The organism is Enterobacter sp. BIDMC109, from assembly GCF_001037885.1.
In the GTDB taxonomy this organism is placed as follows: domain Bacteria; phylum Pseudomonadota; class Gammaproteobacteria; order Enterobacterales; family Enterobacteriaceae; genus Enterobacter; species Enterobacter hormaechei_C.
The window spans coordinates 3,027,290-3,053,119 of the sequence record NZ_KQ090002.1; the positions used below are offsets into that span (position 1 = coordinate 3,027,290).

The 25,830-nt window shown below is 54.3% G+C and carries 24 protein-coding genes and 4 tRNA genes; 8 read left to right on the forward strand and 20 right to left on the reverse strand.

From position 1 onward, the window contains the following. The first annotated feature begins 186 nt into the window (after positions 1 to 186). From galE to gpmA, 5 genes are all read left to right on the forward strand, one after another. Positions 187 to 1,203 (forward strand): UDP-glucose 4-epimerase GalE, encoded by a 1,017-nt coding sequence (gene galE / locus SK62_RS14315; RefSeq protein ID WP_048249645.1) that lies wholly within the window; start codon positions 187 to 189, stop codon positions 1,201 to 1,203. A gap of 9 nt (positions 1,204 to 1,212) precedes the next feature. Beyond that, the gene (gene galT / locus SK62_RS14320; RefSeq protein WP_047718614.1) at positions 1,213 to 2,259 is read left to right on the forward strand and encodes a galactose-1-phosphate uridylyltransferase; all 1,047 of its coding nucleotides are present in this window, start codon (positions 1,213 to 1,215) and stop codon (positions 2,257 to 2,259) included. A gap of 2 nt (positions 2,260 to 2,261) precedes the next feature. Next, positions 2,262 to 3,410, forward strand: coding sequence for a galactokinase (galK, locus tag SK62_RS14325; RefSeq protein WP_023324336.1), 1,149 nt, complete (start codon positions 2,262 to 2,264; stop codon positions 3,408 to 3,410). Further along, positions 3,404 to 4,447, forward strand: a complete 1,044-nt coding sequence (gene galM, locus SK62_RS14330; protein WP_045328178.1) for a galactose-1-epimerase — start codon at positions 3,404 to 3,406, stop codon at positions 4,445 to 4,447. The genes galK and galM overlap by 7 nt, the downstream gene beginning before the upstream one ends. Before the next feature lie 265 nt (positions 4,448 to 4,712). Continuing rightward, complete coding sequence (gene gpmA / locus SK62_RS14335; RefSeq protein ID WP_006809557.1) at positions 4,713 to 5,465, forward strand: 2,3-diphosphoglycerate-dependent phosphoglycerate mutase; 753 nt, start codon at positions 4,713 to 4,715, stop codon at positions 5,463 to 5,465. A 61-nt stretch (positions 5,466 to 5,526) separates the two neighbouring features. On the opposite strand, the gene aroG is transcribed toward gpmA, so the two are convergent. Next, complete coding sequence (gene aroG / locus SK62_RS14340) at positions 5,527 to 6,579, reverse strand: 3-deoxy-7-phosphoheptulonate synthase AroG (RefSeq protein WP_003858564.1); 1,053 nt, start codon at positions 6,577 to 6,579, stop codon at positions 5,527 to 5,529. A gap of 304 nt (positions 6,580 to 6,883) precedes the next feature. Between aroG and SK62_RS14345 the strand changes: the two genes are divergently transcribed. Further along, positions 6,884 to 7,243 carry a protein YbgS gene (locus tag SK62_RS14345; RefSeq protein ID WP_003858566.1) on the forward strand — a complete coding sequence of 120 codons (360 nt, stop codon included), beginning with the start codon at positions 6,884 to 6,886 and terminating at the stop codon, positions 7,241 to 7,243. A 99-nt stretch (positions 7,244 to 7,342) separates the two neighbouring features. Further along, the gene (gene zitB, locus SK62_RS14350) at positions 7,343 to 8,281 is read left to right on the forward strand and encodes a CDF family zinc transporter ZitB (protein ID WP_048249647.1); all 939 of its coding nucleotides are present in this window, start codon (positions 7,343 to 7,345) and stop codon (positions 8,279 to 8,281) included. On the opposite strand, the gene pnuC is transcribed toward zitB, so the two are convergent. From pnuC to mngA, 19 genes are all read right to left on the reverse strand, one after another. Further along, positions 8,278 to 8,997, reverse strand: coding sequence for a nicotinamide riboside transporter PnuC (pnuC, locus tag SK62_RS14355; protein WP_017694131.1), 720 nt, complete (start codon positions 8,995 to 8,997; stop codon positions 8,278 to 8,280). The two genes, zitB and pnuC, sit on opposite strands and share 4 nt — an antisense overlap. Before the next feature lie 22 nt (positions 8,998 to 9,019). Next, the gene (gene nadA, locus SK62_RS14360) at positions 9,020 to 10,063 is read right to left on the reverse strand and encodes a quinolinate synthase NadA (RefSeq protein WP_039271322.1); all 1,044 of its coding nucleotides are present in this window, start codon (positions 10,061 to 10,063) and stop codon (positions 9,020 to 9,022) included. Positions 10,064 to 10,293: 230 nt separating this feature from the next. Then, positions 10,294 to 10,369, reverse strand: a tRNA-Val gene (locus SK62_RS14365). A 27-nt stretch (positions 10,370 to 10,396) separates the two neighbouring features. Further along, positions 10,397 to 10,472, reverse strand: a tRNA-Lys gene (locus SK62_RS14370). A 3-nt stretch (positions 10,473 to 10,475) separates the two neighbouring features. Beyond that, positions 10,476 to 10,551, reverse strand: a tRNA-Val gene (locus SK62_RS14375). 27 nt (positions 10,552 to 10,578) lie between these two features. Then, positions 10,579 to 10,654 (reverse strand) — tRNA-Lys (locus SK62_RS14380). 161 nt (positions 10,655 to 10,815) lie between these two features. After that, positions 10,816 to 11,604, reverse strand: a complete 789-nt coding sequence (gene cpoB, locus SK62_RS14385) for a cell division protein CpoB (RefSeq protein ID WP_003858574.1) — start codon at positions 11,602 to 11,604, stop codon at positions 10,816 to 10,818. A 9-nt stretch (positions 11,605 to 11,613) separates the two neighbouring features. Beyond that, positions 11,614 to 12,135 carry a peptidoglycan-associated lipoprotein Pal gene (gene pal / locus SK62_RS14390; protein ID WP_003858578.1) on the reverse strand — a complete coding sequence of 174 codons (522 nt, stop codon included), beginning with the start codon at positions 12,133 to 12,135 and terminating at the stop codon, positions 11,614 to 11,616. Between the two features lie 34 nt (positions 12,136 to 12,169). Next, the gene (tolB, locus tag SK62_RS14395) at positions 12,170 to 13,462 is read right to left on the reverse strand and encodes a Tol-Pal system beta propeller repeat protein TolB (RefSeq protein ID WP_017384962.1); all 1,293 of its coding nucleotides are present in this window, start codon (positions 13,460 to 13,462) and stop codon (positions 12,170 to 12,172) included. Positions 13,463 to 13,562: 100 nt separating this feature from the next. Continuing rightward, a complete protein-coding gene (gene tolA / locus SK62_RS14400) occupies positions 13,563 to 14,810 on the reverse strand; it encodes a cell envelope integrity protein TolA (RefSeq protein WP_026094363.1) in 1,248 nt (415 codons plus the stop codon). Positions 14,811 to 14,838: 28 nt separating this feature from the next. After that, on the reverse strand, positions 14,839 to 15,267 hold the full coding sequence (tolR, locus tag SK62_RS14405; protein ID WP_003858589.1) for a colicin uptake protein TolR: 429 nt from the start codon (positions 15,265 to 15,267) through the stop codon (positions 14,839 to 14,841). A gap of 3 nt (positions 15,268 to 15,270) precedes the next feature. Then, entirely contained in the window at positions 15,271 to 15,963 is a 693-nt protein-coding gene (gene tolQ / locus SK62_RS14410; protein WP_003858590.1) for a Tol-Pal system protein TolQ, read from the reverse strand. Then, positions 15,960 to 16,364 (reverse strand): tol-pal system-associated acyl-CoA thioesterase, encoded by a 405-nt coding sequence (gene ybgC / locus SK62_RS14415; protein ID WP_003858593.1) that lies wholly within the window; start codon positions 16,362 to 16,364, stop codon positions 15,960 to 15,962. Before ybgC ends, tolQ begins: the two co-directional genes overlap by 4 nt. A 148-nt stretch (positions 16,365 to 16,512) precedes the next feature. Further along, the gene (gene ybgE / locus SK62_RS14420; RefSeq protein ID WP_003858596.1) at positions 16,513 to 16,803 is read right to left on the reverse strand and encodes a cyd operon protein YbgE; all 291 of its coding nucleotides are present in this window, start codon (positions 16,801 to 16,803) and stop codon (positions 16,513 to 16,515) included. Continuing rightward, positions 16,803 to 16,916 (reverse strand): cytochrome bd-I oxidase subunit CydX, encoded by a 114-nt coding sequence (cydX, locus tag SK62_RS14425; RefSeq protein ID WP_003858598.1) that lies wholly within the window; start codon positions 16,914 to 16,916, stop codon positions 16,803 to 16,805. Before cydX ends, ybgE begins: the two co-directional genes overlap by 1 nt. A gap of 14 nt (positions 16,917 to 16,930) precedes the next feature. Next, positions 16,931 to 18,070 carry a cytochrome d ubiquinol oxidase subunit II gene (cydB, locus tag SK62_RS14430; protein ID WP_023303309.1) on the reverse strand — a complete coding sequence of 380 codons (1,140 nt, stop codon included), beginning with the start codon at positions 18,068 to 18,070 and terminating at the stop codon, positions 16,931 to 16,933. A 15-nt stretch (positions 18,071 to 18,085) separates the two neighbouring features. Continuing rightward, entirely contained in the window at positions 18,086 to 19,654 is a 1,569-nt protein-coding gene (cydA, locus tag SK62_RS14435) for a cytochrome ubiquinol oxidase subunit I (protein WP_003858601.1), read from the reverse strand. A gap of 679 nt (positions 19,655 to 20,333) precedes the next feature. After that, the gene (gene mngB, locus SK62_RS14440; RefSeq protein WP_047718616.1) at positions 20,334 to 22,970 is read right to left on the reverse strand and encodes a mannosylglycerate hydrolase; all 2,637 of its coding nucleotides are present in this window, start codon (positions 22,968 to 22,970) and stop codon (positions 20,334 to 20,336) included. A gap of 23 nt (positions 22,971 to 22,993) precedes the next feature. Further along, positions 22,994 to 24,910 (reverse strand): PTS 2-O-a-mannosyl-D-glycerate transporter subunit IIABC, encoded by a 1,917-nt coding sequence (mngA, locus tag SK62_RS14445; RefSeq protein ID WP_047718618.1) that lies wholly within the window; start codon positions 24,908 to 24,910, stop codon positions 22,994 to 22,996. 170 nt (positions 24,911 to 25,080) lie between these two features. Between mngA and SK62_RS14450 the strand changes: the two genes are divergently transcribed. After that, a complete protein-coding gene (locus SK62_RS14450) occupies positions 25,081 to 25,797 on the forward strand; it encodes a GntR family transcriptional regulator (protein ID WP_017384967.1) in 717 nt (238 codons plus the stop codon). Positions 25,798 to 25,830 lie beyond the last annotated feature (33 nt).

Consider the following 25,830-nt stretch of genomic DNA (forward strand, 5'->3'; position numbering starts at 1 on the left):
GCCCTCCGCTTTTCAGACAACCTGCAACAATACATCTCTATCTCTTTGATCTACAATGCACTCAGTCTGTGAAAAAGCGCGTGTGAAAACCAGTGTAAACGATACCACTATTTTATCCCATGTCACACTTTTCGCGTCTCTGATATGCTATGGTTAATTCATACCATAAGCCTAATGGAGCGAAATATGCGAGTTCTGGTAACAGGTGGTAGCGGTTACATAGGAAGTCATACCTGTGTGCAACTGCTGCAAAGCGGCCACGATGTCGTCATTCTTGATAACCTGTGCAACAGTAAGCGCAGCGTGCTGCCGGTCATTGAACGCCTTTCGGGTAAACAGCCGACTTTCGTGGAAGGCGACATCCGCAATGAAGCGTTGATGACTGAAATCCTTCACGATCACGCGATTGCAACCGTTATCCACTTCGCGGGCCTGAAAGCGGTTGGCGAATCGGTGGCAAAACCGCTTGAGTACTATGACAACAACGTTAACGGTACCCTGCGTCTGATCTCCGCCATGCGAGCGGCCAACGTTAAAAATTTTATCTTCAGCTCCTCCGCGACCGTCTACGGCGATCAGCCAAAAATCCCTTACGTTGAAAGCTTCCCGACCGGTACGCCGCAAAGCCCGTATGGCAAAAGCAAGCTGATGGTAGAGCAGATCCTGACCGACCTGCAAAAAGCTCAGCCTGAGTGGAGCATTGCCTTGCTGCGCTACTTCAACCCGGTTGGCGCGCATCCGTCAGGTGATATGGGCGAAGATCCGCAGGGCATTCCTAATAACCTGATGCCGTATATCGCGCAGGTTGCCGTAGGGCGCCGCGATTCCCTGGCGATTTTTGGTAACGATTATCCCACCGAAGATGGCACCGGCGTGCGCGATTACATTCACGTCATGGATCTGGCCGACGGCCACGTGGCGGCGATGCAGCAGCTGGCTGATAAACCGGGCGTGCATATTTACAACCTCGGCGCCGGGATCGGCAGCAGCGTACTGGACGTGGTGAATGCCTTCAGTAAAGCCTGCGGCAAGCCGGTGAAGTATCACTTCGCTCCCCGCCGGGATGGCGACCTCCCGGCTTACTGGGCCGATGCCACCAAAGCGGATAAAGAGCTTAACTGGCGTGTCACCCGCACGCTTGATGAAATGGCACAGGATACCTGGCACTGGCAGTCGCGCCATCCGCAAGGCTATCCAGATTAAGGATTTGTCATGACGCAATTCAATCCCGTCGATCACCCGCATCGTCGTTTTAACCCGCTCAGCGGGCAATGGATTTTAGTTTCACCGCATCGCGCCAAGCGCCCCTGGCAGGGGGCGCAAGAGACGCCTGCCAAACAGACGCTGCCGCAGCATGATCCGGACTGTTTCCTCTGCCCGGGCAATATGCGCGTGACGGGCGATAAAAACCCGGACTACCAAGGCACCTTCGTGTTTACTAACGACTTTGCCGCGCTGATGACCGATACGCCGGACGCGCCGGAAAGCCATGATCCGCTGATGCGCTGCGAAAGCGCCCGCGGCACCAGCCGCGTGATCTGCTTCTCGCCCGATCACAGTAAAACGCTGCCGGAGCTCAGCGTTGAGGCGCTGAAAGAGGTGGTCAGCACCTGGCAGGCGCAAACCGCAGAGCTGGGGCAGAGCTATCCGTGGGTGCAGGTGTTCGAAAACAAAGGCGCGGCGATGGGCTGCTCCAACCCGCATCCGCACGGTCAGATCTGGGCGAACAGCTTCCTGCCAAATGAAGCCGAGCGTGAGGACCGACTGCAAAAAGCATATTTCGCCCAGAACGGTTCGCCGATGCTAGTGGATTACACCCAGCGTGAGCTGGCGGATGGCAGCCGTACCGTGGTGGAAACCGAGCACTGGCTTGCGGAGGTCCCTTACTGGGCGGCGTGGCCGTTTGAGACGCTGCTGCTGCCTAAAGCCCATGTTCAGCGCATTACCGAACTCAGCGACGCCCAGCGAGACGACCTTGCGCTGGCGCTGAAAAAACTGACCAGCCGCTACGACAACCTCTTCCAGTGCTCCTTCCCCTACTCCATGGGCTGGCACGGCGCGCCGTTTAACGGCGAAGAGAATCAACACTGGCAGTTACATGCACACTTCTACCCGCCGCTGCTGCGTTCTGCGACGGTACGTAAATTCATGGTGGGCTATGAAATGCTGGCGGAAACCCAGCGCGACCTGACGGCGGAACAGGCGGCAGAACGTCTGCGTGCCGTTAGCGACGTCCATTACCGCGAATCAGGAGTCTAAAAATGAGTCTGAAAGATAAAACACAATCCCTGTTTGCTGAAAAATTTGGCTACCCTGCCACCCATGTTATCCAGGCGCCAGGCCGCGTTAATCTGATCGGCGAGCACACAGACTATAACGACGGTTTTGTCCTGCCGTGTGCCATCGACTACCAGACGGTGATCAGCTGCGCGAAACGCGACGATCGTCATGTGCGAGTGATCGCCGCGGATTACGGCAACGAAATTGACGAATTTTCCCTCGATGCGCCGATCGTGACCCACGACAGCCAGCAGTGGTCGAACTATGTTCGCGGCGTGGTGAAGCACCTGCAAAAGCGTAACAAGAATTTCGGCGGGGCCGATCTGGTGATCAGCGGCAACGTGCCGCAGGGGGCGGGATTAAGCTCTTCCGCATCGCTGGAAGTGGCGGTCGGCACCGTGTTCCAGCAGCTTTATCATCTGCCGCTGGACGGGGCGCAAATCGCCCTCAACGGTCAGGAAGCGGAAAACCAGTTCGTAGGCTGCAACTGCGGCATTATGGATCAGCTGATTTCCGCGCTGGGCAAGAAAGAACACGCTTTGCTGATTGACTGCCGCTCGCTCGGGACCAAAGCGGTTCCGCTGCCTAAAGGGGCGGCTGTGGTGATCATCAACAGCAACTTCAAACGCACCCTGGTGGGCAGCGAGTACAACACCCGTCGCGAACAGTGCGAAACCGGCGCGCGCTTCTTCCAGCAGCCAGCCCTGCGTGATGTCTCACTTGATGAATTTAACAAGGTTGCCCACGAGCTGGATCCGGTTGTCACGAAGCGCGTGCGTCATATACTGACGGAAAATGCCCGTACCGTAGAAGCCGCCTCCGCGCTGGCAAAAGGTGACCTGAAGCGGATGGGCGAGCTGATGGCCGAATCGCATGCCTCCATGCGTGACGATTTCGAAATCACCGTGCCGCAAATCGACACCCTGGTTGAAATTGTGAAAGCCACGATTGGCGACAAAGGCGGCGTGCGTATGACCGGCGGCGGATTCGGCGGGTGCGTCGTCGCCCTGGTGCCGGAAGAGCTGGTCCCTGCCATTCAGGACGCGGTGGCTAAACAGTACGAAGCCAAAACGGGCATCAAAGAAACTTTCTATGTCTGCAAAGCATCACAAGGAGCCGGACAGTGCTAAACGAAACACCAACACTCGCACCGGATGGTCTGCCGTATCGCCTGTTAACCCTGCGCAACAGCGCCGGGATGGTGGTTACGCTGATGGACTGGGGCGCAACGTTACTTTCTGCCCGCGTACCGATGCCTGACGGCAGCGTGCGCGAAACCCTGCTTGGCTGCGCATCGCCGGAGCAGTATATCGAGCAGACCGCTTTTCTGGGCGCATCCATAGGCCGCTACGCTAACCGCATCGCCAGAAGCCAGTTTACGCTGGACGGCGTAACGTATTCCCTGCTTGCCAGCCAGGGCGAAAATCAGCTGCACGGCGGCCCGGAAGGGTTTGATAAACGTCGCTGGAAGATTGTGCAGCAAAATGACGGTGAGGTCTGGTTCTCTCTGGACTCCCTCGATGGAGACCAGGGCTTCCCGGGCAATCTCACCGCAACAGCGCGCTTCACCCTGACCGAAGATAATCGCATCGCCATTGAGTACCGCGCGACCGTCGATAAGCCGTGCCCGGTCAATCTGACTAACCACGCCTATTTCAACCTTGACGGTAATCAGACCGATGTCCGCAGCCACAAACTCCAGATCCTGGCGGATGAGTATCTGCCGGTCGATGAGATGGGTATCCCTTATCAGGGGCTGAAACCGGTAAGCGGAAATAGCTTTGATTTCCGTCAGCCGAAAACCATTGCTCAGGATTTCCTGAGTGATGACGATCAGCGCAAGGTGAAAGGCTACGACCACGCGTTCCTGTTGCAGGCAAAAGGCGATCTTTCTCAACCTGCCGCACAGGTCTGGTCTGCTGATGAGAAGTTACAGATGACGGTCTACACCACCGCCCCCGCCCTACAGTTCTACTCCGGTAACTATCTGGAGGGTACCACGGCGCGTGAACATGACGCCTACGGCGCCTGGCAAGGACTGGCGCTGGAGAGCGAGTTCCTTCCGGACACGCCTAACCATCCTGAATGGCCGCAGCCGGACTGCGTGCTACGTCCGGGTGAAGAGTACGTAAGCGTCACCGAGTATCATTTCATTCCGCGCGCTTAATGTCCGGCGGCGCACGGGCCTACGAATATAGGCCTGATAAGCGAAGCGCCATCCGGCAAAAAAGACTGGCCCTCATCGCGAGGGCTTTTTTATCTCCGCCTTGCTGAAAATAGCGGCGATCGCAGACAAAATCATAACCCTGGATTCACATGCATCTTACACTCTCGAACTATTTTCGCTATGGTTAGGGTTAAGCGTTGCTGCTGGCACAGTCACGGCAATATAATGAGAATTGTTATCATTCAAAATGCTTGAGGAGTAAGAAATGGCTAATACTAAGCTTGTCCTGGTGCGCCACGGCGAAAGCCAGTGGAACAACGAAAACCGCTTCACCGGTTGGTATGACGTTGATCTGTCCGAGAAAGGCGTGAGCGAAGCAAAAGCGGCAGGTAAACTGCTGAAAGAAGAAGGCTTCACCTTTGACTTTGCTTACACCTCTGTGCTGAAACGTGCCATCCATACCCTGTGGAACGTTCTGGACGAGCTGGATCAGGCCTGGCTGCCGGTTGAGAAATCCTGGAAACTGAACGAGCGTCACTACGGTGCGCTGCAAGGTCTGAATAAAGCGGAAACCGCAGAAAAATACGGTGACGAGCAGGTTAAGCAGTGGCGTCGTGGTTTTGCGGTCACGCCTCCAGAGCTGAGCAAAGATGACGAGCGCTACCCGGGCCACGATCCGCGTTACGCGAAGCTGACTGAGGCTGAACTGCCGCAGACCGAAAGCCTGGCGCTGACCATCGACCGCGTTGTGCCTTACTGGAACGAAACCATTCTGCCACGCCTGAAAAGCGGCGAGCGCGTCATTATCGCTGCTCACGGTAACTCCCTGCGTGCGCTGGTGAAATACCTGGACAACATGGGTGAAGATGAAATCCTCGAGCTGAATATCCCTACCGGCGTGCCGCTGGTGTACGAGTTCGACGAAAACTTCAAGCCAGTTAAACATTACTACCTGGGTAACGCCGACGAAATCGCTGCAAAAGCGGCGGCCGTGGCGAACCAGGGTAAAGCGAAGTAATATTCGCCGGACATAAAAAAAGCGTGGAGCAATCCACGCTTTTTTATTGCCCGGGACAAACTTAGCCGCGACGCGCTTTAACCGCATCCGCCAACTGACGCAGGATCGCATCGGTATCGTCCCAGCCAATGCAGGCATCCGTCACGCTCTTACCGTAGACCAGCGGCTCGCTGCCCTCCAGGTTCTGGTTGCCTTCCACCAGATGGCTCTCAATCATCACCCCAATCACTGCGCGTTCACCGCTGGCGATTTGCTGACACACATCTGCGCCGACTTCCATCTGCTTTTTAAACTGTTTGCTGGAGTTGGCATGGCTGAAATCGATCATCACCTGCGGTGCCAGACCCGCTTTCTCCAGCCCTGCTTTTACCTCCGCTACGTGTTTAGCACTGTAGTTAGGCTCTTTACCGCCGCGCAGTATAATATGGCAATCGCCATTACCGCTGGTATTCACGATAGCGGAGTGGCCCCACTTGGTCACCGACAGGAAGCAGTGCGGCGCGCCAGCCGCATTAATGGCGTCAATAGCGACTTTAATGGTGCCATCAGTGCCATTTTTGAACCCCACCGGGCATGACAGGCCAGACGCCAGCTCACGGTGAACCTGAGATTCCGTCGTACGCGCGCCAATAGCGCCCCAGCTCATCAGGTCAGCCAGATACTGCGGGGTGATCATATCGAGGAATTCTCCGGCAGCAGGCAGCCCGCTGTCGTTGATCTCCAGCAGCAGCTTACGCGCAATGCGCAGGCCGTCGTTGATCTGGAAACTGTTGTCCATATGCGGATCGTTGATCAACCCTTTCCAGCCCACGGTGGTACGCGGTTTTTCGAAATAAACGCGCATCACGATTTCCAGTTCGCCTTTCAGCTCTTCACGCAGGGCGAGCAGACGGGACGCATACTCTTTGGCCGCAGCAGGATCGTGAATGGAGCACGGCCCAATGACCACCAGAAGACGATCGTCGCTACCTTTCAGGATCTTGTGGATCGCCTTGCGGGCATGAGACACCGTGTTGGCGGCATTTTCGGTGGCGGGGAATTTTTCAAGGAGCGCTACGGGAGGTAATAACTCATTGATCTCTTTAATGCGTAAATCGTCGTTCTGATAATTCATCTTCTTTCCGGCTCTGCCATATCTTTAGTAATGAAAGCAATCCTTTCAATCTAACTTGTCGGCCACGAAGTGTAAACGGGCTTTTACACTTCGCGCAGATAATTCCTGGAATTCGCCTAAAATACACAACAAAATAGCGAAAAATGAGATCTCGCCTAAGCTTTTTACTTGTAACGACTGTTTTTAAATATTTATACGCGATTCCATCCTGACATAAATCAGGAAACTGGGATCTTTCGCCACTGAACAAGATGCACTGTTGGAGAATGTTATCCAGCGTAACGATAAGAACAGGAGCACCATGATGAAAATGACGAAACTGACTACGCTTTTCCTGACGGCAACCCTTACTCTGGCAAGCGGTAGCGTACTGGCTGCTGACGCAGGCTCATCCGGCAGCAACGGCGACGCGAATGCCGCTGCCGAAGCAGGCCAGGTTGCGCCGGATGCAAAACAGAATATTGCGCCAAACAATGTTGATAACAGTAATATCAACACGGGCAATACCAACACCGGCGGGACGAACACAGGCACGATGAACCATGAGGGTATGACTACCGACGAGGTTCATAAAAACTCAGTGTGTAAAGACGGGAAATGCCCGGACCCGAATGACAAAGTAGGCAGCGATGCCAATACCAAAACGGACGGTACTACCCAGTAACCTTCCGCAAGGTAAAACAGGGAGAGCGAATGCTCTCCTTTTTTATTTAAGCTCTTAAAAACGCTACACTAAAAATAATAATAAATCAGGAACGATACCATGGCGCACTCCCACTCCCATTCCCACTCCACTGGCGATGAAAATGCCAAACGGCTTCTGCTGGCTTTTGGCGTCACTGCCACCTTTATGATAATTGAGGTCACAGGCGGGCTGATATCCGGATCGCTGGCGCTGCTGGCCGATGCCGGGCATATGCTGACCGACGCTGCCGCGCTCCTGTTTGCTCTGCTGGCCGTGCAGTTTGCCCGTCGCCCTCCCAATACCCGCCACACCTTTGGCTGGCTCAGACTGACCACGCTTGCCGCCTTTGTGAATGCGATTGCACTGGTGGTCATTACTCTTCTTATCGTCTGGGAGGCTTTTCAGCGCTTTCGGCATCCACAACCGATAGCCGGGACGACAATGATGGTTATCGCCATTGCCGGGTTGGTCGCCAATATTCTGGCGTTCTGGATATTGCACCGCGGTAGCAGTGAAAAAAATCTGAACGTACGGGCCGCGGCGCTTCATGTGCTGGGCGATCTGCTGGGTTCCGTAGGGGCCATCGTAGCCGCGCTGATCATTATGGGCACGGGCTGGACCCCTATCGACCCGATTCTTTCCGTGCTGGTATCGTGCCTTGTATTACGCAGTGCCTGGCGGCTGTTGAAAGAGAGCGTCAATGAGCTGCTGGAAGGCGCTCCCACGTTGCTGGATATTGGCGAGCTAAAACGCAATCTGTGTCGTTCCATTCCTGAAGTCCGTAACGTTCACCACGTTCACGTCTGGCTGGTGGGTGAGAAACCGCTTATGACGCTGCACGTTCAGGTTATTCCGCCCCACGATCACGATGCGTTGCTTGAACGTATTCGGCACTTCCTTGAGCATCACTACGAAATTGCGCACGCCACCATCCAGATGGAGTATCAGCCATGTAACGGGCCAGACTGTCACCTGAACGAGGCGCAGTCCGGCCACTCACACGCCCATCACCATTAACGGGAAAGCGCGCGCGAGCCACGCTCACGCGCGCTGTTAATCCACATGCGACTGCCGTTCAGGGCAATGACCGTCAGCAGCATGTACTCCAGCGACATGGCATAAACACCCTGGCGGGCAAAAATCACCACGCTAATGACGTTGATGACCACCCACAGCAGCCAGTTCTCAACGTATTTACGGGTCATCAGGATCATTGCGGCAATCGACAGTACCATCATGCAGGAATCCCAGAACGGGAAGGCATCCGGCTGAAGCTCAGGCATCGTCACGTTTAATCCCAGACCCGACATGACCGAGACCGCCACGCGCGTCAGGAAGGCAAATACCGGATCAATAAAGACGGTCATAAAGCCGATAGCTACCACGCAGGCCGCGAACCAGGTGATGGCTTTTGGCAACGGCAGCCAGCGGATTTGCAGTTCCGCCTCCTGCTGACTGTTTTGCCGAGACCAGGCGTACCAGCCATAGATATTGGCTGCGAAGAAGAACAGCTGTAGAAGCAGGCTGGCGTAGAGCTGGATCTGGAAGAAGATGATCGCAAACAGCGTGACGTTTATCAGCCCGAACGCATAGTTGCTGATCTTCTCAAGGCTGGCCAGCCAGATACAGAGTAAACCGGCCAGCGTACCCACCGCTTCAATCCACGACAGGTCATAGCCGCCCGCACCAATCGGGATATGAACCAGGATGTTCTGTGTGCTAAAAAAATCCATTTTTTCTCCGGGGCGTAATAAGTTAAGTACGTAGTGTAGCCGCAAAATCCAGCATACGGTTAAGTGGTATTAACGCGCCTTCACGCAGAGCGGCATCCACGTGGATCTCATGCGCTGCGCCACCGTTTTCCAGCCCCTCCGCAATCGCTTTGAGCCCATTCATCGCCATCCACGGGCAATGCGCGCAGCTTCGGCAGGTCGCCCCTTCTCCGGCGGTCGGCGCTTCGAGCAACGTTTTTTCCGGCACGGCCTGCTGCATCTTGTAGAAGATACCGCGATCGGTCGCCACAATGAGCTGCTTGTGTGACAGGGTTTTCGCAGCATGAATGAGCTGGCTGGTTGACCCGACGGCATCGGCCATGTCGACGATGGACTGCGGGGATTCCGGGTGCACCAGAATCGCGGCGTCCGGGTATAACCCTCTCATGCGCGTCAGGGCCTGGGTCTTAAACTCGTCGTGAACGATACAGGCGCCCTGCCAGCACAGCACATCCGCACCGGTTTGTTTTTGTACATAGTTTCCCAGGTGACGATCGGGCGCCCAGATGATTTTCTCCCCCAGGCTGTCCAGATGCTCAATCAGCTCAACGGCGATACTAGAGGTCACTACCCAGTCTGCCCGGGCTTTCACCGCCGCAGACGTGTTGGCATAGACCACCACGGTACGATCAGGGTGGGCATCACAGAAGGCGGTGAACTCATCAATCGGGCAACCGAGGTCAAGGGAGCATTCGGCATTCAGCGTCGGCATCAGTATGGTTTTTTCCGGGCTGAGAATTTTTGCCGTTTCGCCCATGAAGCGCACACCTGCAACCAGCAGCGTGGAGGCAGGATGTTTTGCACCGAAACGCGCCATTTCCAGGGAGTCTGAGATACAGCCGCCCGTCTCTTCTGCCAGCTGCTGAATTTCCGGGTCGGTGTAGTAATGCGCCACCATCACCGCATCACGCTCTTTAAGCAGGCGCTTAATTTTTTCACGATAGAACTGTTTTTCATCCCGGCTTAGCGGAGTGGGCTTCGGCGGGAAGGGATAGATTGCGGTTTCGGGATCAAACATCACACTCATTATGGCTTCTCGTTTTACTGGCTTAACAATATTGCCTTTGTTTTGCATGAGATAACAAAAATGAGGCAATGGTGTTTTGTATACTAAACAAGATAGCGAATTTGAGGGGGAATGTCATCGGGAATTGATGCCGGTAGCATCTGTCGGGTGGCGGCTTCGCCTTACCCGACCTACAAGGCACTGGCGAACGACAGATAGCAAAAAGGCGCCTTTAGGGCGCCTTTCAACACTGGTGGGTCGTGCAGGATTCGAACCTGCGACCCCCTCCGTGTAAAGGAGATGCTCTACCAACTGAGCTAATCACCCACTCTGTACTGCCAGAACTGCTTTAATTGGTGGGTCGTGCAGGATTCGAACCTGCGACCAATTGATTAAAAGTCAACTGCTCTACCAACTGAGCTAACGACCCGAGTGGTGGGTGATGACGGGCTCGAACCGCCGACCCCCTCCGTGTAAAGGAGATGCTCTACCAACTGAGCTAATCACCCACTCTGTACTGCCAGAACTGCTTTAAGTGGTGGGTCGTGCAGGATTCGAACCTGCGACCAATTGATTAAAAGTCAACTGCTCTACCAACTGAGCTAACGACCCACTTTTGCGCTGCTTTCACGTTGTTTGATATCCCGTGGCAACGGCGGCATATATTACTGATTTAAGAATTCTGCGCAACAAAAATTTCGATGAAGATCACTTAACTGCTTAGGAATCATGCTGCACGACCAGAAATGACGCGATTTCTGGTCATGCGATAATCAACCCATCGAACTCAAACGTTTTTGCGCTTGTTTGGCGCCGTCTGTACCCGGGAATTTTGCAACCACCTGCTGATAAACCGCTTTGGCTTTTGCAGTGTCGCCTTTGTCCTGCATGATCACGCCGACTTTATACATCGCATCAGGCGCTTTCGGTGATTTCGGGTAATTTTTCACCACAGAGGCAAAATAAAACGCCGCATCATCCTTTTTACCCTTGTTGTAATTCAACTGACCCAGCCAGTAGTTCGCATTTGGCTGGTAAGTGGAATCAGGGTACTTCTTAACGAAGTTCTGAAACGCAACGATAGCATCGTCCTGGCGCGATTTGTCCTGCACCAGGGCAATGGCCGCGTTGTAGTCCGTATTCGCGTCACCGCTCTGTACAGGCGCACCAGACGACGCGGAGGCATCTGCCGCAGGTGCAGGCGTTGCCGCACCGCTTTGATCGCCTGCTGCTGGCTGTGCTGCTGCTCCGCCGCTGTTCAGGCTATCCATCTGCAACAAAATTTGCTTCTGGCGCTCCACAACCTGATTAAGCTGATACTGACTCTCCTGGATCTGACCACGAAGGGAATCAATATCATTCTGGTTATCGGAAAGCTGCTGCTGGAGTTGAGTTAAAAGCTGGCTGTGAGCGTTAGAAATACGCTCGAGTTGAGTGACCCGGTCTTCTACCGAGCCTGAGCCGACACTACTGATTGGTGCCTGAGCAAAAGCGGCCCAGGGGGCCGCTATTCCAACCAGTAACGACAGACTCATCAGATGATGTCTGAAGTTACTGCTCATGCAATTCTCTTAGTAAACGAGTACGGCACGACGGTTTTTGGAGTAAGCCGCTTCGTCGTGACCCAGTACTGCTGGTTTTTCTTTACCGTAAGAAACGATGGAGATCTGGTCAGCAGAAACGCCTTTACCCTGGAGGTACATTTTAACAGCGTTTGCACGACGTTCACCCAGGGAGATGTTGTACTCCGGAGTACCACGTTCGTCCGCATGACCTTCTACGGTGACTTTGTAAGACGGGTTGCTACGCAGGAAGTTTGCGTGCGCATCCAGCATTGCAGCGAAGTCAGAACGGATGTCGTATTTATCCAGATCGAAGTAAACGATGTTGTTCTGCTGTAACTGCTGCATCTGAAGACGCGCTTGCTCTTCAGAAGACATATTGCCATTGCCGTTAGCGTCCATACCGGTGCCGGCACCCATCATGCCTTCGCCGCTCTGGTCATTGCTTGCATTCTTGTTAGAAGAACACGCTGCGATTGCCATAACAGGCAGAGCGATCATCAGCCCCTTCAGCACTTTGTTCAGTTGCATTTCTAAGATTCCTTTAGTAATCAATTAATTATTATTACAGATACGGCGACCAGGCAGGTGATTTTACCTGTCCATCAGTTGCCGGAAGACGCGCTTTGAAACGCCCATCTGTAGAAACCAGATTCAGCACGGATCCCATCCCCTGAGAAGAGCTGTAGATTACCATGGTGCCGTTAGGTGCCAGACTTGGCGTTTCATCCAGGAACGTTGACGACAGTACTTGTACGCCCCCCGTTACCAGATCTTGTTTGGCAATGTGCTGCTGACCACCCGCAGTACTGACCATTACCATCGTTTTACCATCGGCACTGACGTCAGCATCCTGGTTCTGAGAACCTTCCCAGGTAATACGCTGCGCTGCTCCGCCGTTGATATTCACTTTATAAACTTGTGGACGACCTGCCTGGTCAGACGTAAAGGCCAGATTCTGGCTGTCCGGGAACCAGGTTGGCTCAGTGTTGTTGCTACGACCATCCGTGACCTGACGGATCTGACCAGAACCAATATCCATCACGTACAGGTTCAGACTACCGGTTTTAGACAGGGCAAACGCCAGTTTGGTACCGTCCGGAGAGAACGCAGGCGCACCGTTGTGACGCGGGAATGACGCAACCTGACGCACAGCACCGTTAGAGAGCGTCTGGATAACCAGCGCGGAACGGCCGCTTTCGAAGGTCACGTACGCCAGCTTAGAGCCGTCCGGAGACCATGCCGGAGACATCAGCGGCTGTGGTGAACGGTGTACGGTGAACTGGTTGTAGCCATCGTAATCAGAGACGCGCAGCTCATAAGGGAACTGGCCGCCGTTGGTCTGTACTACGTACGCGATACGAGTACGGAACGCACCTTTAATACCGGTCAGCTTCTCAAACACTTCGTCACTCGCCGTATGGCCTGCGTAACGCAGCCACTGCTTGTTCACCTTATACGTGTTTTGAGCCAGAACGGTACCCGGCGCACCGCCGGTATCCACCAGCTGATAAGCGACGTTATAGCCGCCGTCTGGCGCAGGAGTAACCTGTCCGACAACCACGGCATCAATACCCAGTGCAGACCATGCAGCAGGTTGAACTTCCTGAGCGGTACCCGGCTGCTGCGGCAGACGAGAACGATCTAAGGGGTTAAATTTACCGCTGTTACGCAGGTCAGCTGCAACAATGCCGCCAATATCTTCAGGCGCAGCGCCCGGGCCTGCCCACTGGAACGGAACGACACCGATTGGACGCGCTGAGTCGTTCCAGTCGGTAATGTCGATGCTTACTGTGGCATGCACTGCTGACGTCAACAGTACTAAAAAACCAAAAGCTAATCGTAATGCCTGCTTCATCATATCTCCCTTATCCGAACAATAAGTCCTGGATAATTTAGCAGAAGGTTAACAAACTCAAATACACAAAACTATCAGAACCCGATAACCGCAGCTCTGCTTATGGCTTAAAGTTCAGCGAAGCGTCTTTGAACACTTCATAGACAGCCTGTGACGGAGGTTTTGGCAGTTTTGCCTGATTCACTGCCACAAGTGCAGCCTGGCATAACGCTTCATCTCCCCCTTCTGACTCAACGCTCAGCACCATACCATCCGTAGCCAGTTTAATATGCAGTCGGCAGGTTTTCCCGGTATAGAGCGATTTATCGTTAAGTCTGCTGGCAATAGCCGCAGCAATCTGATTCTTATAGTCGTTGATCTCAGCGCCAGAAGCACCGTTGTTCTTAGTGTTACCACTTCCTGCCGGTGCTGCGTTACTTCCTTTCGCCCCACCGCCCGTTTTCGGTGCATTCTTACCGGAGCTCAGGTCGCCCAGCAGATCGTCAACCCCTGCGGCAGCGGCTTTTTCCGCAGCAGCGGCCTTTTTAGCTGCGGCTTTTTCGGCAGCCGCTTTCTTATCAGCAGCGGCTTTCTCAGCTGCCGCTTTTTTATCAGCAGCGGCTTTTTCCGCAGCGGCGGCTTTTTCTGCCGCAGCTTTCTCGGCGGCGGCCGCTTTTTTCGCAGCATCGGCAGCCGCCTTCTTCTCTGCTTCCTGCGCAGCTTTTTTGGCGGCTTCCGCTTCGGCTTTCTTCTGTGCGTCAGCGGCCGCTTTTTTCGCCGCTTCGGCTTCTGCTTTCTTCTTCGCATCAGCCGCCGCTTTCTTCGCTGCTTCGGCTTCCGCTTTCTTCTGCGCATCAGCAGCCGCTTTCTTCGCCGCGTCTGCGGCTAACTTAGCCTGAGCATCTGCCTGCGCCTTCGCGTCTGCTGCGGCTTTGGCTGCCGCCTCTTCCGCCTGCTTCTGCTGCTCCTGAGCTTTCTTCGCTGCGGCTTCAGCCTGTTTCTGCTGCTCCGCCTGCTCTTTAGCGGCTTCCTGCGCCTGCAAACGCTCTTTCTCAAGCTGCTTCAGACGTTCCTGCTCGGCGGCCTGCTTTTCACGCAGCTCTTCCGCCTGCTGTTGCGCCTGTTTTTCACGCTGTTCTTCCGCGCGTTTTGCGCTCGCCTGCTGCTGTTGCTGGCGATTATAGTTCTGCACTACCGCACCGGGATCCACCATGACGGCGTCGATGGACGAGCCCCCACCGCCGCCTGATGCATCAAGGTGCTCATCGAACGAACTCCAGATCAGCGCTGCAAAAAGAATTACGTGCAGCACTGCGGAGACGATTATCGCTCGCTTAAGCTTGTCGTTCTGTTCGGTTGCCTTTGACACTATCGGTTCCCAAAAACTACGCAGATGATCAAATAGGCTGAGTCATTAAGCCAACTGACTTAACGCCCGCGCTATGTAGCAAGTTCAGCGCTTTGATAATTTCATCATATGGTACGTCTTTCGCACCACCGATTAAGAAGACCGTCTTCGGATTTGACTCCAGGCGTCGTTGCGCTTCAGCAATAACCTGCTCTGGCGGAAGCTGATCCATACGATCTTTCTCTACCACCACGCTGTACTGCCCTACGCCGGAAACCTCAATGATGACCGGAGGATCGTCATTGGTGCTTACCGCCTGTGATTCTGTCGCATCCGGCAGATCAACTTCCACGCTCTGGGTGATGATGGGCGCCGTCGCCATAAAGATCAGCAGCAGCACCAGCAGCACGTCCAGTAACGGAACGATATTGATTTCGGACTTGAGCTCGCGACGACCTCGTCCACGCGATCTGGCCATGGTTTACCCCTTGTTGCTCTCGGTGCTGGTAAACGCCTGACGATGCAGAATCGCGGTGAACTCTTCCATAAAGTTGTCGTAGTTCAGTTCCAGTTTGTTCACGCGCTGGTTCAGACGGTTGTACGCCATTACCGCCGGAATTGCGGCGAACAGACCGATTGCGGTCGCGATCAGTGCTTCGGCGATACCCGGTGCAACCATCTGCAACGTTGCCTGCTTCACCGCCCCCAGGGCGATAAAGGCGTGCATGATCCCCCACACCGTTCCAAACAGGCCGATATACGGGCTGATGGAGCCAACGGTTCCGAGGAAAGGAATATGCGTTTCAAGATTTTCCAGTTCGCGGTTCATGGAGATGCGCATCGCACGCGACGCTCCTTCTACCACGGCTTCCGGCGCATGGCTGTTAGCGCGATGTAAGCGAGCGAACTCTTTGAAACCGCTATAGAAAATTTGTTCGGAGCCTGAAAGGTTATCACGGCGTCCCTGGCTTTCCTGGTACAGACGAGAAAGCTCAATACCCGACCAGAACTTATCTTCAAACGCTTCGGCTTCGCGGCCGGCGGCATTGAGGATACGCGTTCTCTGGATGATGATGGCCCAGGATGCGATTGAAAAACCAATCAAAATCAACATGATAAGTTTAACCAGAAGGCTTGCCTTCAGGAACAAATCAAGGATATTCATGTCAGTCACTGCTTAAACTCCGCGACAATAGACTTAGGAAGCGCACGAGGCTTCATTATGGTTGGATCAACACAGACAATCAGGACTTCAGCTGAGTTCAGTACCGTATTCTCTGCATTGACTATCCGCTGCGTGAAAACCAGTGAAGTTCCGCGCATTGATGTAATTTCTGTTTGAACTTCGAGCATATCGTCGAGTCTGGCAGGCGCAAAATACTCAAGCGTCATCTTGCGTACCACGAAGGCAACTCGCTCAGCCAACAGCACCTGTTGACTAAAGTGATGATGGCGCAGCATCTCTGTGCGTGCCCGTTCATAAAAAGCAACGTAGCTGGCGTGGTAGACCACACCACCGGCATCAGTATCTTCGTAATAGACACGTACCGGCCATCGAAACAGCGTTGTATTCACTTTACATCCCGGTAATACAAGAAAAGTTGGAGCTTTCAAACTTCGCTACTATACGCGCGGGAATGATGGTTTGGAATGGGGGAAAGTAAACGGAGAGTAAATTTTTATGGGCCAGGGTAAGCCCATAACGTTAACGGACATTTCTTATTCAGAAGAAGAAGAAAATCAAACCGGCGAGGAGAACCAGATCGGCAATCAGTGGGCAGAAGATGCCCTGCCAGTGAAGCGCTTTCGGACGAAAGCCGACACCGTGAATCACGCCTGCGCACACCGCCCACATAATCAGGAAGCCGTGCCAGATTTCAAGCTCGCTGGTTTTCGCCGCGAAGCGCGACGGGTCCCAGAAGATACAGCCTGCCAGCAGTAATGCCATAATGAGGGAAAGCGCCCTCAAGGGGCGCTTATCCATTACCGCATATAACGTTGCGATAATATTCATTAGTGCTTTTCTTCACCTGCTTTGGTCGCTTCTACATGCTCAAGCGCCAGGGCAGTGATGACACCAAACGCACAGGCAAGAAGCGTCCCTAAAATCCATGCGAAATACCACATATTCAGCTCCTTACTTAGTACATAGAGTGGGTGTTGCTTTCGATATGTTCTTTAGTGATACGACCGAACATTTTCCAGTAACACCAGATGGTGTAAGCCAGAACAATCGGAACGAACACGCAAGCCACATAGGTCATTAAGTTCAGCGTCATATGGCTGGACGTTGCATCCCACATGGTCAGACTGGCATTCATCATGGTGCTGGATGGCATCACGAACGGGAACATCGCAATACCGGCCGTCAGGATGATGCACGCCAGCGTCAGGGAAGAGAATACGAACGCCAGAGCGCCTTTCTCCAGACGAGACGTCAGCACGGTCAGCAGCGGCAGCAGCACACCCAGAGCCGGGATAGCCCACAGCACAGGGGTATTGTTGAAGTTCACCAGCCATGCACCGGCCTGACGCGCCACCTCTTTGGTCAGCGGGTTAGACGGCGCAGCATGGTTGATAGCAGACGTCACCACGTATCCATCAATACCATACACCACCCACACGCCTGCCAGCGCGAAGCAGACCAGCGTCACCAGCGCCGCCACCTGAGCGGTAGCGCGGGAACGCAGATGCAGTTCACCTACGGTACGCATCTGGAGATAGGTTGCCCCCTGGGTGATGATCATCGCCACGCTCACCACGCCCGCCAGCAGACCAAACGGATTCAGCAGCTGGAAGAAGTTACCGGTGTAGAACAGACGCATATATTCGTCGACGTGGAACGGTACGCCCTGCAACAGGTTACCGAACGCCACACCAATGACCAGCGGTGGAACGAAGCTACCGATGAAGATGCCCCAGTCCCACATGTTACGCCAGCGGGTGTCTTCAATCTTGGAACGGTAGTCGAAACCCACCGGACGGAAGAATAAAGAAGCCAGCACCAGAATCATCGCCACATAGAAGCCGGAGAACGCAGCCGCGTAGACCATCGGCCAGGCAGCGAACAGCGCGCCGCCTGCGGTGATCAGCCACACCTGGTTACCGTCCCAGTGCGGGGCGATGGAGTTGATCATGATTCGACGCTCGGTGTCATTACGACCGAGGAAACGGGTGAGCATGCCCACGCCCATGTCGAAACCATCGGTGACCGCGAAACCAATCAGCAGAACACCGATCAGCAGCCACCAGATAAAACGCAATACTTCATAATCGATCATTTGATGACTCCTGTCTTAGCGTGCCGGCTGAGTAGTCGCAACAGACTGCTCGTAGTGGTAGCGACCGGTTTTCAGGCTGCTTGGGCCAAGGCGCGCGAACTTGAACATCAGGAACAGTTCAGCCACCAGGAACAGGGTGTACAGACCGCAAATGAGCAGCATGGAGAAGATCAGGTCGCCTGCGGTCAGGGAGGAGTTCGCTACCGCTGTTGGCAGCACCTCACCGATGGCCCACGGCTGACGGCCATATTCCGCAACAAACCAGCCGGACTCGATAGCAATCCATGGCAGTGGGATACCGTACAGCGCGGTGCGCAGCAGCCATTTTTTCTCACCGATACGGTTACGAATGACTGACCAGAACGAGGCCGCGATGATCAGCAGCATGATAATGCCGCAACCCACCATGATGCGGAACGCGAAGTACAGCGGCGCAACGCGTGGAATAGAGTCTTTGGTTGCCATCTGAATCTGCGCTTCCGTCGCGTCGGAGACGTTCGGGGTATAGCGTTTCAGCAGCAGACCGTAACCGAGGTCTTTCTTCACGTCGTTAAATTGATCGCGAACGGCCTGGTCGGTAGAGCCGGCGCGCAGCTGTTCCAGCAGCGAGTAGGCTTTCATCCCGTTACGGATACGCTCTTCATGCTGCACCATCAGATCTTTCAGGCCAGTCACCTGTTTGTCGACGGAGCGCGTGGCGATAATACCCAGAGCGTAAGGAATTTGAATGGCGAAGCGGTTTTCCTGCGCTTCCTGGTCAGGCACGCCGAACAGGGTAAACGCTGCCGGTGCCGGCTGGGTTTCCCATTCAGCTTCAATTGCGGCGAGTTTGGTTTTCTGCACGTCGCCCATTTCGTAACCGGATTCATCACCCAGAACAATAACGGAAAGAATCGCGGCCATACCGAAGCTTGCTGCGATAGCGAAAGAACGCTTGGCAAAGGCGAAGTCGCGGCCGCGCAGCATATAGTAGGAGCTAATGCCCAGCACGAACATCGCGCCGCACACATAGCCAGACGCCACGGTGTGAACGAATTTAACCTGAGCAACCGGGTTCAGGACCAGCTCAGCGAAGCTGACCATCTCCATACGCATGGTTTCGAAGTTGAAATCAGATGCGATTGGGTTTTGCATCCAGCCGTTCGCCACCAGGATCCACAGTGCGGACAAGTTGGAGCCTAATGCCACCAGCCAGGTTACCGCCATATGCTGGACTTTACCCAGACGGTCCCAACCGAAGAAGAACAGACCTACAAAGGTGGATTCGAGGAAGAAGGCCATCAGACCTTCAATGGCCAGCGGCGCACCGAAAATATCCCCCACATAATGGGAATAGTAAGACCAGTTTGTCCCGAACTGGAACTCCATGGTCAGACCGGTTGCCACGCCCAGCGCAAAGTTGATACCAAACAACTTGCCCCAGAACTTGGTCATATCTTTATAAATCTGTTTGCCGGAGAGGACATAAACCGTTTCCATGATGGCCAGCAGGAACGCCATACCGAGCGTCAGCGGCACAAACAGGAAGTGGTACATCGCGGTCAAGGCAAACTGTAAGCGCGACAGTTCGACTACGTCTAACATTATGACTCCTTGCTCATCGCATGAAGACTCCGAGAGTGAACCCCGTTAGATAAGGATCCACACGCATGCCCCAATACAAAGTAATCTGCTTCCCTTCTTCGTTGCTTATTCTCTACATGAGGAAAAAGCAATGATGAAAGGTTACAAATACGTTAAGAAAAAACCAAATTGATCCCGTAAATATAATACGCTGCAAAACCCTTACAATAAACAGGTTTTTATTCGAACAGATTTACGTTTTTCGACGGCGATCAATTTATAGCAAAATTACCACTTTTCGGCCATTTTGATCGGGAACAATTTAACGCCTTTCGGAGCCTTTTTCCAAGTATTAAACATTGATTTAAATCAAAAACAGTCAGAGCTGTTAATGATGTTTCTTTGTGGTGCGGATAGTAAAAACCTTGTTAACAATATGTATATTTAAAGGCGTTATTGGTTATAAAAGCCAGAAGATAATATAAACAGTTGTGATTTTTATTAACGCGCAAGAAAAAACGCATTTTGCCGGAAGATAAACATATAATGTTATCTGCTTCACAGTATTTTTCTTTCGCTTTGCTACCCGCCGAAGCGATTACATTTCATTCACCTTTAATAATCTTAAAATTAACACCCTTTCGTGACTATTTGATGAAATAAAGGCCGCATTCCTGCGGCCTTTATTTTGTTCGGAGGATTACCTTTCAATTTTTATGCTAAAGGTGCGTGACTGGCCTGGCCGGAACGGTCCCGTAATGGCTGAACCCTCCTCCCCTTGCGCCTTGCACACCTCATTCATGTCCGTTTCGCAACAGGCCTGGACCTCACGGTTCACAGACAAAGCCACGTCACAGGAGCGGGTCTCCGAAGGGTTGTACAGACGAAGAATCATCTCGTCACGATCCTCCGCTTTTTTCAGCGCACTGAGTACGCATCCGTTAGGCGCCAGCGTTAGCAGGCTATAGCTACAGGGAGTGGTGAAAGAGGCGCGGTTAAGCTTCATCGCATCCCACGGGATTTTGTTATAACAGTGCACTGGCGTTAACCACGACTTCGCCTGCTGCGCAACGCCAGCACTGACTGGCGTACCATTAAAACTGAACAGGCTAAAGCGACAGGTTAACTGGCCCCGCATCTGCGAATCAGGCACCGGCATTTTGATCCCGGACGGTCTGCCGGGGCGCAGCAGTAAATCTTCCTTCCCAAGCACCCCCACGCCGCGAAGCAACGTCAGGGCAAACGTTTTTTGACGCTCGCCAGTCACTTCAAATTCGCGCAACCCTTCGGTAAACAGCGCCATCCCGTTACGCCGTTCCTGGAGCACAGCGTAGTTAAGCAGATTCCACACCGGCAGCGGCGCTTCCTTCCAGCCCTCCTCCTGCCAGTTCGCCATCGCTTCATCCTGTACAGGACGCGTCAGCGAACCGAACTGGGTATCGGCTAACACCGTGTCTGTGGTAAATGGCGTCGGGATCAGCACCCGCACACGGTGGTCATCCGCGTGATTTCCGAGACGCGCCTCAACGTCGATACGTCGGCTGTTATGGCTGAGCGTGACCGTGAGTTCTGCCTCAAGCGTTCCCGTCTGCTGACGCGCAGAACGTTCGGCGAGATCCGCCGGCACCGCCATGCGATGGCGGATCACCGCCCTGCTCTGCCAGGCCTCGTGGATCACCTCAACCTCATGCTCGCCCTGAGCGGAAGTGAGTCTCCACTCTTCCCGTGAAGGCGAGTAGTCGTACTCATCGCCATCATCCGAGCTCTCTTCTATTTCCAGCGCGCGGTCATAGATAAGCCCAGACGCTTTATCGAGCAGACGCAGGGTGCCGTCGTCGTTTAACGTTATTTCCCAGAAAGCATTTTCCAGCAACGCCTCCGACGATTTTTCTGCCGCCAGCAGCTTGCCGGCCACGTGCGGCTCGATATAGAGCGTGCGGTAACCCATTGATGGCAGGATCTGATTGAGCTGGATATCAAACTCCATAAAGGGATCGTAGTTGCCGTAATGCACAATTTGCCGGTCAATCAAGCCGGGGTCGATTTCACGCGCGCTGCGCAGGCAGTAAGGGATTTCATTCCCCCTATCGTCCAGCAGGCGGAACTGGCTGGCGCGCAGACGTATCGTGGTGTTAATCACTTCCTCACGCGGCCAGGGCGTGAGGTTAAACATCACCAGTTTGTCTTCCTCGCTCTGCGGCATGTTGTCGACAATCTTGCGCATATAGAAGCATGTCAGGTTATCGGCCATGTCTTCCGCCAGCTCGAAGCGTGACATCACCTCACGATGCACTTTGTCACTACAGCAGCAGCCGATACTGTCGTGGGCGTGATTCTTGAGGATCTCTTTCCACATTTTTTCCAGCAAGCCGTGGTGATACTCAAAACCCAGCGTCCAGGCAAGCGTGGCCAGCGGCTCAAGGACGTTGACGATTTTATTCTCTATCCGGGCGTGGGCGATTTTGATATCCATCCGCGTGGAGCCTATCGTCCGGTGCACTCGCATATATTTACCGTCAATAAACTCCCCTTTCAGCGTCGCCAGTTCATCGCGGTGCGCGTCAATGTGGTCAAACACCTCCTCGAAGCGGCTCATCACAAACTGACGCTGCGGATAGATTTCGCGCAGCTTATCCATCACCGCAAAGATGTTCTGCTGGAGCGGCATCTGATCATGGCCGTTAGGCAGTAAAATTTCTTTCGTCACGGAGGCTTTTTCCAGCACCTCGAAGTACGTGTCGAGCCGTTTGCGCAGCCCGGCCTCATCCTCCGGTAAGTACTTACCAATCGCGTAGCCCAGCGGCAGCACCTGTGCCGTCACTTCGCTGCCGTCCTGGCTTTGCCAGAGAAATTCGGTTTTATCGGTACCGTGCCGCTCGGAACACCCGCGCCAGAACATGGTGCGCGTGATGCCAAAACCGTTGTAAATGTGCGGCAGCTGGGAAGACATGCCGAAGGAGTCCGGCAGATAGCCAATTTTCATCGGCTCGCCAAAGGCCAGACAGTCGCGAATACCGTACATCAGATTTCGGACAATCGACTCGCCGGAGACAAGGGTGGTGTCCGTCTGGGTATACCACGGCCCGATAATCAGCTTCCCGGCCGCCACCAGCGCCTTCACGCGTGGCCTGTTTTCCGGTTTCACGGCAAAATAATCTTCCAGCACCGCCGTCTGGCCGTCGAGAACGTAGTATTTATACTCTGCGTCCTGCTCAAGACGGGTGAGGATCTCTTCCATATTATTGACCAGAAGAATACGTGACGCTTCGGTGGTGAAGTACCACTCCCGGTCCCAGTGCATATGTGGCGTGATATGAACGCGAGATACAGCTTTCATCTTCGTTTCCTGTCAGTGCGTGTTTACGATGGTATGTCTTCAGTCACGTAGGTGCCGCTCTTCACGGCCTGGCGTCGCCAGAGCAGTAAAATGAGCGTAGAGATTGCGGCGCCAGCCAGCGCGGCGCCAAACCAGCCGACAGCGGCCATCACGCCGCCCAGCCCGGCATCATGCAGTAAGAAGAGCGAGAAAATGCCCGCGCCGGGGGTGGATAGCCCAATCCCCATCGCCCCGACAATCGCTCCGGTCACCATTGACCCCAGAACAAATGAGCCAATGACCCGCAACGGATCCTCGATAGCCATCGGAATTGCCCCTTCGGTGATGCCCGCCAGCCCCAGCAGCCAGGTGGACTTGCCGGTTTCAATTTCGAACTGTTTGAACAGGTTCGGAGCCAGCATCGTTGATGCCGTCACGGTAAAGGCCGATACCATTTTGACGGAGGCAAAAATCGCATAAGGCCCGTATACGCCATTGGCCATCGCTCCCAGACAGAACGCGTAAGAGGCTTTGTTGACCGGACCGCCCAGATCGAACGAGCACATAAAGCCCAGGATCGCCCCCAGCAGCAGCGCATTCGCGCCGGACAGACCGTTAAGCCAGGCGGTCAGGGCGTTATTGATCCAGGCCACCGGTTCGCCGATCACAAACAGCATCAGGCTGCCTGCGCCCAGCACGCCAATCACCGGATAGAGATAAAAGGTCAGAAAGCCGTTGTAGCGGCTACTCAGCCGGATGTGGTTTTTCACCCAGCGCATCAGGTAGCCCGCAATCAGCCCGCCGACGATGGCCCCGAGAAAACCAGAGCCGATCATATTGGCGGCAAGACCCGCCGCAAAGCCGGGCGTAAGCGCAGGTTTATCCGCCAGCGAGTAAGCGGTATAGGCCGCCAGAACAGGCACCATCAGAATACCGAGCATCCCGCCGCCCAGTTTGCGGTACATCCACAGCCACGAGTTTTCCTGATCGAACAGATGCTGCAAGCCCAGGATTTGCGCCAGTAGTACCGACACGGCCAGCACCGTGCCGCCAGCGACAATCAGCGGCACCGCAAAAGAGATACCGCTGAGCAGCGCCTGCTTGAGTTCGGTTTTAACGCACTTTTTCGCGTCCGTGTCGACGTGCGCAGGACGCGCATCGGATACAGGCTGTAGCGCCAGCGCACGCTCAATGAGCGCTTCAGCATGGCGTAAGGGTTCCGCGACGGGCACGGAAATGGCGGGGATCCCCTGAAAACGCTCACGCTCTTTGATCGCCACTTCCGCCGCGAAGATACACGCTTTTGCCTCCTGCAACTGCTGCGCGGTGATGCGCCCCTCAATACCATTCGCCCCCTGCTTTTCGACCACCACATTGACGCCGAGCTTACGTCCCGCTTTTTCGAGATATTCCGCTGCCATGTAGGTATGGGCGATCCCGGCCGGACAGGCGGTTACGCAGACGATCGTCGGGGCATTCTCCGCAACGGCGGTTTCTTGTGCGTCAGGCGCCGTCTCCAGCGCCGCAAGCACCGCTTCCGCGCTGGTCGCCGTCATCACGCGCGCCCTGAGCTCGTCATCCGCCAGGCGAGACGTCAGTTCCGTCAGGACCTGAATATGCGTTGACCCCGCTTGAGCGGGAGGAATGGCGAGCAGAAAAATCAGCTCGACCTCCTCCGGCCCGTCCACGCCTTCCCAGGCCAGCGGCTCGCGCAGTGTGGCCACGGCAAAAGCCGCTTCCTTTACCGCCACTGATTTACCATGGGGTACGGCCAGCCCCTCGCCCAGCGCCGTCGGGCCAAGCGATTCCCGATGGAAAACGTCTGCCAGAAACGTATCGGCGTCGGCTATTTTGCCCAACGCCACCAGCCGCGTCGCAAGCTGACGGATTGCCTCATCACGGCTGGTAAACTGCGCCTGCACGCAGACAGCACGGGGGTCGGTCAGAGTCGTCAGGTTCATAAGATCCTCACCTATCCAAAGTTATTGTCTGGGGAGGATTGTGGCAGACCAGATAATACATTTACGTGATCATTTTCACTAACATCGATATTTGTATTTTATTTGTATTATTTACAAATTTACAGCTGAAGGCATAATTCCCTGAAAAGGTATTAAAAAGGCGCGACACAATGGGTAATAAACCGATGTACCGGCAGATCGCCGATGCGTTCCGCGAAAAAATTAATGCCGGTGAGTTAAAACCTGGCGACGCGCTGCCGACAGAATCCAGCCTTCAGGAGGCGTTTAGCGTCAGCCGGGTCACCGTGCGGCAGGCTTTGAAGCTGCTCGCCGACGAGCAGATCATCGAAAGTATTCAGGGCAGCGGCTCGTATGTAAAAGAGGAGCGGGTGAATTACGATATTTATCAGCTCACCGGCTTTTACGAAAAGCTGGCGGATCGCAACGTCGATACGCACAGCGACGTCAGCGTCTTCGAAGTGGTGAAAGCCGATGAGCGGCTCGCGGCAAAACTGGCGCTCAATCCGGATGATAAAGTCTGGCACGTCAAGCGCGTACGCTTCATCAGGGAAAAGCCGGTGAATCTGGAAGAGACATGGATGCCGCTGGCGATGTTCCCCGACCTCACCTGGGAAGTGATGGAACAGTCGAAATACCATTACATTGAGCAGATCAAAAAGATGGTTATCGATCGCAGCGAGCAGGAGCTGGTGCCAGTCATGCCATCGGATGAGGCGATTGCCGCCCTGGCGCTCGATCCGGCAAAACCGATTCTGGAAAAAGTCTCCCGCGGCTTTCTGAAAGACGGCCGGGTATTTGAATACAGTCGCAACGTGTTTAACACCGACGACTATAAATTCACTCTGGTGGCTAAACGCAGACAATAAAAAAAGGCCGCTTTACAGCGGCCAACCATGTCG